The sequence below is a fragment of the Endozoicomonas sp. SESOKO4 genome (genome assembly GCF_024606275.1).
Genome location: NZ_JAHHPS010000256.1, coordinates 1 through 5,541 on the forward strand (window position 1 = coordinate 1; position 5,541 = coordinate 5,541).

The 5,541-nt window shown below is 48.8% G+C and carries 5 protein-coding genes; 2 read left to right on the forward strand and 3 right to left on the reverse strand.

Going from position 1 to position 5,541, the window contains the following annotated elements; all coding sequences use genetic code 11:
- Positions 1-287: 287 nt before the first annotated feature.
- Entirely contained in the window at positions 288-2,054 is a 1,767-nt protein-coding gene (locus KDK16_RS04640; RefSeq protein ID WP_257274904.1) for a PLP-dependent aspartate aminotransferase family protein, read from the forward strand.
- Between the two features lie 148 nt (positions 2,055-2,202).
- On the opposite strand, the gene KDK16_RS04645 is transcribed toward KDK16_RS04640, so the two are convergent.
- A complete protein-coding gene (locus KDK16_RS04645; protein ID WP_257274905.1) occupies positions 2,203-2,340 on the reverse strand; it encodes a hypothetical protein in 138 nt (45 codons plus the stop codon).
- Entirely contained in the window at positions 2,337-3,023 is a 687-nt protein-coding gene (locus KDK16_RS04650; RefSeq protein WP_257274906.1) for a virulence RhuM family protein, read from the reverse strand. Before KDK16_RS04650 ends, KDK16_RS04645 begins: the two co-directional genes overlap by 4 nt.
- Before the next feature lie 285 nt (positions 3,024-3,308).
- Here KDK16_RS04650 and KDK16_RS04655 point away from each other — a divergent pair, with 285 nt between their 5' ends.
- The gene (locus KDK16_RS04655; protein WP_257274907.1) at positions 3,309-4,556 is read left to right on the forward strand and encodes an RING finger domain-containing protein; all 1,248 of its coding nucleotides are present in this window, start codon (positions 3,309-3,311) and stop codon (positions 4,554-4,556) included.
- 30 nt (positions 4,557-4,586) lie between these two features.
- On the opposite strand, the gene KDK16_RS04660 is transcribed toward KDK16_RS04655, so the two are convergent.
- Complete coding sequence (locus tag KDK16_RS04660; RefSeq protein WP_257274908.1) at positions 4,587-5,456, reverse strand: rhomboid family intramembrane serine protease; 870 nt, start codon at positions 5,454-5,456, stop codon at positions 4,587-4,589.
- Between the last annotated feature and the right edge of the window lie 85 nt (positions 5,457-5,541).

Below are 5,541 nucleotides of genomic sequence, written 5' to 3' on the forward strand. Positions count from 1 at the left end.
TTTATCCTCAATTTCTTGCAATCCTCGCTACGGACGCTTAAGTCCGACAGGCTGCAAGGTCATAATCCAGGAAAAGAATTTTGCCTTTCAGGCTTTTTAGCCCGTTACAAGGAAAAATAAATATGAAAGGATAATACTATCAAATCGCCATAAGCGAAAAAACGCAGTCTGCATCACCTTATCGGGATGTTTGCTGTCATTCCCAATGAAAACAAGCCTTAAGCGGAAAATGCAACCAGCTCTGTATCACAAAGTCAGCGCGTTTTCTTGATAAAAAGGACACACCCATGGATCACCAGATTCCAGTTATGCAGCGTCTGTCACCCGTTCGCAACTCTACCCGGGCTCAGGATGCTAATGCCCTGGCCACTGAGCAGCTTCAACACTTTGGCATTCAGCCAGACACGCCCTTTGGTCAATCATTACTCAGCGCCGCCAGCAGCCTTTATCAGGCGGGCTCCGATATCAGTCAGTTCGAGAGCCTTTGTCAGACCATAGCCTCACTGCCCGAATCAGACAAAATCAGTCACTTCAATGCCAAAAAATTTCTCTGTTTCCAGCTGGCCAAGCTGATCGACATGCTGCAACCCAGTATGAAGCAGGATTATCACGCCCTGGAAATGGATGTCAGCAGTCGTGTTGTGAAAGGCGATTACCCTCTGTTTGCCAATGTTGGTGCACTCTTCTCGGCCACTCCCGCCGTCGTGAAGACCGCTACTTATCTTTATGCCTGCACTGAATGGGTAGAAGATGCCTTCCACGGCAAGGAAAGCAGCCACCCAATCTACAGTCGCCTGCTCAACCCTACTTCCATCTCACTGGCCAATACCCTGACCGCCCTGGAAGCTGGAGAAAATGCCGGTGAATACATGACCTGGAATTTCAACAGCGGTATGGCCGCCATTGATGCCCTGCTGGCCAACCAGCTCAGGCATGGCGATATTCTGCTCAGTTCCCGTAATGTTTATGGCGGTACTTTCCAGCTGATGCAGGATTTCTATGCCCGCCCTGACCGTATGGCCGTTAAACTCGAATGGTTTGATGGGTCCTCTGGTGAAGCATTCAGTGAGAAGCTCAGGCAGGTCGAAGAGAAATACAAGTCAGCCCTGGAAGATGGCAAAAAAATCCTGGTTTATCTGGAATCTCCCTGTAATCCTCATGGCAATGTGATTGATGTTGCCAGTATCTGTAAACAGAGCCACGAAAAAGGTTATCTGGTGGCTCTTGATTCAACCCTGGCCACGCCCTTCCTTCATCGCCCACTGCGCAATAGGGACAAGAGCAAAAGACCCGACTGGGTCATCCACAGTTACACCAAAGACATCTCCGGCTCCGGCAGCGCCACTGCGGGTGGTATCATTGGCGAAAACCGTCGTATGTTTCTGCCTAAGAACACCGGGCATGAAGGTATACGCTGGGATGAAACCCTGTTCTGGGACGTATATTACATCAAGGGCGCTTTCCTGGATGCCGATAAATCGCTGGATATCATCAATGGCCTGAAAACCCTTGAGAGCCGAATGCTGTCCAAGTGCATCAATACGCTGGTGTTCAGTCACTATCTTGATGCCCACGACCAGATTCAGGTCAACAGTCATGCCCTGAACAGCCACCCCAACTCAGACTTGCGGGAAGAACAGCTCTATCTGGGCCTGCCCAGTCCACTGTTCAGCATTGATATGGAGAAAGCTCACATTCCACGGGAAGCCTTTATCCGTTTCTTTGATGCCCTGGAGCCAGCTTTTGGCCATATGGTCAGTCTCGGACAGAGCAATACTTTGATACTTTGTCCGGCCTTAACGTCTCACTCGGAAATGGACGAATCTGCCCAACAAGAAGCAGGTATTTTCCTGACCACCATTCGTGTCGCCATGGGCGATGAAAACCCAAGGGATCTGATAAGACAGTTCAAAGCTTGCGCAAAGCTTCATCTGGATCCGGTCATGCCGGGATTCTCCGAACAGTTTATGTCAGACGAAGCACTGGATAAAATGATACGGGAGACCCATCTGGATGTGCATTCCAGACATCTGGAGTTTATGAGTAAAGAATAAAGACGACGATTTTTTTATATCTGAATGAACAGAGAACAATGCCGGAACAACATAAAAAGGTCATGATGGATTCTTTTCATCCTGTTCCTCACCTGTTGAAGCAGCGTGAAGCATTGACAGATTCAGCTGAAAGTGAAGTAACTTACAGTCAGGCTGTTCCAAGAGTCAGCATGTTCATAATCAAGCGTATCAGGGTGTCTTTATGTTCTGGGTCTGACTCTGCAACCAGCAGAGTCAATGCTGCAAGACCTATGTCGTTAATCACTGGTTGGTCATCCTCGTTCATAAGGCGACCATTGCGATACATTTTGCAAACAGCTCCGTGGCCTCCCCTCGCTGAATTAATTGCCTTTTCAGTTCATTTAGTGATGTCATGGCCTGATACTTATCGACCAGAGTACCGCCGGGCTGACCTGCCGGTTCGCTCAATAAGCCCTCATCGTAGCGTTGTAGCCAGAGAAAGGTCTGAGTATACCGGCTGACGATTTCAACCAGCCCTCTGCCTGCCTCTGCTTCCAGTTCGGGCGTTGCTGCTGCTTTGCGAATAAGCACTAAGGCAGCTTCCAGCTCTTTGGCGTTTTCTTCAAAACGTTGCTGGTTGATGGAGAACCCGTGAGTGAGATGGTTATTCAGAACACCGGTTGCCCATCTACGGAATTGAACCGCCCTTTTTGAATTGACTCGATAGCCAACAGAAATAATGACATCAAGATCGTAATGTTTTAGGTTTCGGCGTACCTGTCTTTTGCCCTCCTTTTGAACAACTAAGAAATCCTTAGAAGTTAATTTTTCCTCAAGCTCCTGATTTTTATATATATTTTTCAGGTGCATTAAGATATTTTCTGCTGTTGTTCCAAATACCTCACCCATTTGACGTTGGGTTAGCCAAACGCTTTTTTGGGCAAGCTGAACATGGATGCTTCCTGAATCAGTGGTAAAGATCTGAACCTCATTAGAGTCCGAGTTCATTAATTAACCTCTGTTCTGATTGTTAGAGTTGCATCAAGAATAGTCATTAATTGCTCGTGAGGTTATGCCATTTCCTTTTGCTGTGCAGCTTACTGACTGATCAACTCATTCAGATCATCACACACCGGCGCTGGATCATGGAAGCAGGAAAAGAATGGTTTGTATCCTGCCATCTTATTCTCAGCGAACTTTTACCCGCTGCAACCTTTGGTTCTTGACAGAAACAAACACTTGCTCTTTTTGTTAGTCTACTTTGCACACACAGAAAGAAAAGATGGATAGATAATGATGGTAAAAACACTTTCTACGGTGCTTTTCTTATTGCTGCTTTCGCTGTCTGTTATTTGTCAGGCCGAAAAGCTGACAAGACGTTTTGTTGTCGAGTTTGCACCGCATCAGGGGACAGGTTCTCTGGACCGGGTCTTTTCCATAAAGCATAATCTGAATACATTGCCGGTCGGCTCGTTAGACATTGACGACACAAACGGCTGCCCGTATTTTTCGGCTGCAAACGAGCCAGGTGGATTGAATGGTTACGGTTTAGCCACCCGCTTTATTGCCTCGATTTACTGGCAATGGCTTTATCCCACTCACTTGCTGGTTGCTTACGAACTGGCTCTGACCACCAATGGTGCCCCCCTGGGCTCTATCCCTTGTTTGCGGCTACCTGAAAAAGCATTTATTGCTGTCGGCTGGCTTTTGAAAAGCTATTGGAACCCCGATTCATTGCTGTTTAACCCAATGGGTCAACCGGGGGCGGCATTTGTTTCGACACAAGTGGGTCATCCGTTTGCGATCATCACTAAGGGGCCTAACGGGCATGATGAACAAAAAAATGCTCCACCAGACCAGCCACTCGCGTCATCGTCCGGGCAGCAGGCCTCGGCAAGAACCACCCAGCTGAGAGCTTCTTTCACCAGCCCTCTGGATTCCGGCTCTGCCGACGGTAATGAAGACCCTGAACAACACCGACATACCTACGGCTTAGATTGTTACGTCGATGCCTGTAATGGCGTTTGTCAATTCAGACCACCAGCCGCCATCGGAGGGCTGGCTGAAGCAAATGAGGAGTGCCCCGTATGTCTTGACAAGCTTGACGATGTAATTACTGTTCCCTGTTGTTCGAAGAAAATTGACAGGCACTGTTTACAAAAGGTGATTCTGAGCGCTTCACGATGGTCCTGCCCACTTTGCAGAGGGGACCTGTCATCATTGGCACAATCACCGGATTTTGTAGCGGGCATAAAGGCACAGCAGGACTTACCAGATTCTTATAACGAGGCCTCGGGCATCAGATCCTCGCAAACGACTTATTTCGGGGAGGTCTCAGAAACAATCATCGAACCTGCAGGTTCTTTCACCAGCCTCCTGCATTCGAGCTCTGCCGACGGTAACCAACTGCATACTTTGAGTTTGTACTGTCCGGCCTACCCCTGTGATGGCGGCGTTTGTCGTTATCAAGTGCGAACAGTTATATTCAGCGAAGTGTCAGGGGCATCAGAAGATATAGGATATCTGGATGATTTAGATTAGCAGAACCCAAGCCAGCCCCCTCCTTAACCATTAAGTCTTAATTCTGGACTTGAACATCAAAGCGGCCAGCCCACCCAATACCATCCCGGATACCAGACCTCCCAGGTGAGCGGCGTTCGCCATCTGCCCCAGCAATGGCCCGAGAATATCGGTATAGCCGATGACCAGCCACACAAGCATAAAGCCATAAATCGCCGGAGGCAGACCCATGTAGAAACTCTTGTCCAGCCGTTCGCGCACCATGCTGTAACCCATCAGCCCGTAAACCACGCCGGAAAGACCACCAAAGAGCACAGAACCCTCTGACATGACATATTGAGCGAAGTTTGACAGCACCCCGGTCAGAAAAACCAGTCCCAACAGATGGGTACCGCCCTGATGCCTTTCAATTCGACCACCCAGTACGTAAAACATCAGGGCATTGAACACCAGATGAAGAATCCCGAAATGAATAAATATCGGCGTGATCAGGCGCCAGTACTCATGACTCTCCAGTGTGTGCTCCAGAGAGGCATAGTAGATGTAGCCGCTGGATAACTTGAAATCCACGAAGGTGAAACTGGAAATAGCCTGAATGTTCTCACCCAGATGAGTCAGAACCGCCACCACCAGACAGACCGCAAGGATCAGAAAGGTGAAGGGAAAGCTTTTCCAGGGAATGCTTTTGAAGAAGTTTCCGACCTCGGCTCCTCTGCGGGGGGGTGCTACTTCCAGTTCAAGCTCTCCGGACTGCCAGTCCCGGTAGAACTGTTCTACTGCGGCCCCCTGCTGCTCATTCTGGGTCCAGAGCACCTGCTTCCCGGATTCCTCGGTAATTCTGTGGGGCACTCCCTGCCGATAAAGAAAGTAGGAAAGTGCACTCAAATCCTTATGTGCAGAAAGTTCCAGCACCCTATACATAGTCGACTCTTGTAATGCTCAAACGATTTAGTCTAGCAGCCTGTCGGACTTAAGCGTCCGTAGCGAGGATTGCAAGAAATTGAGG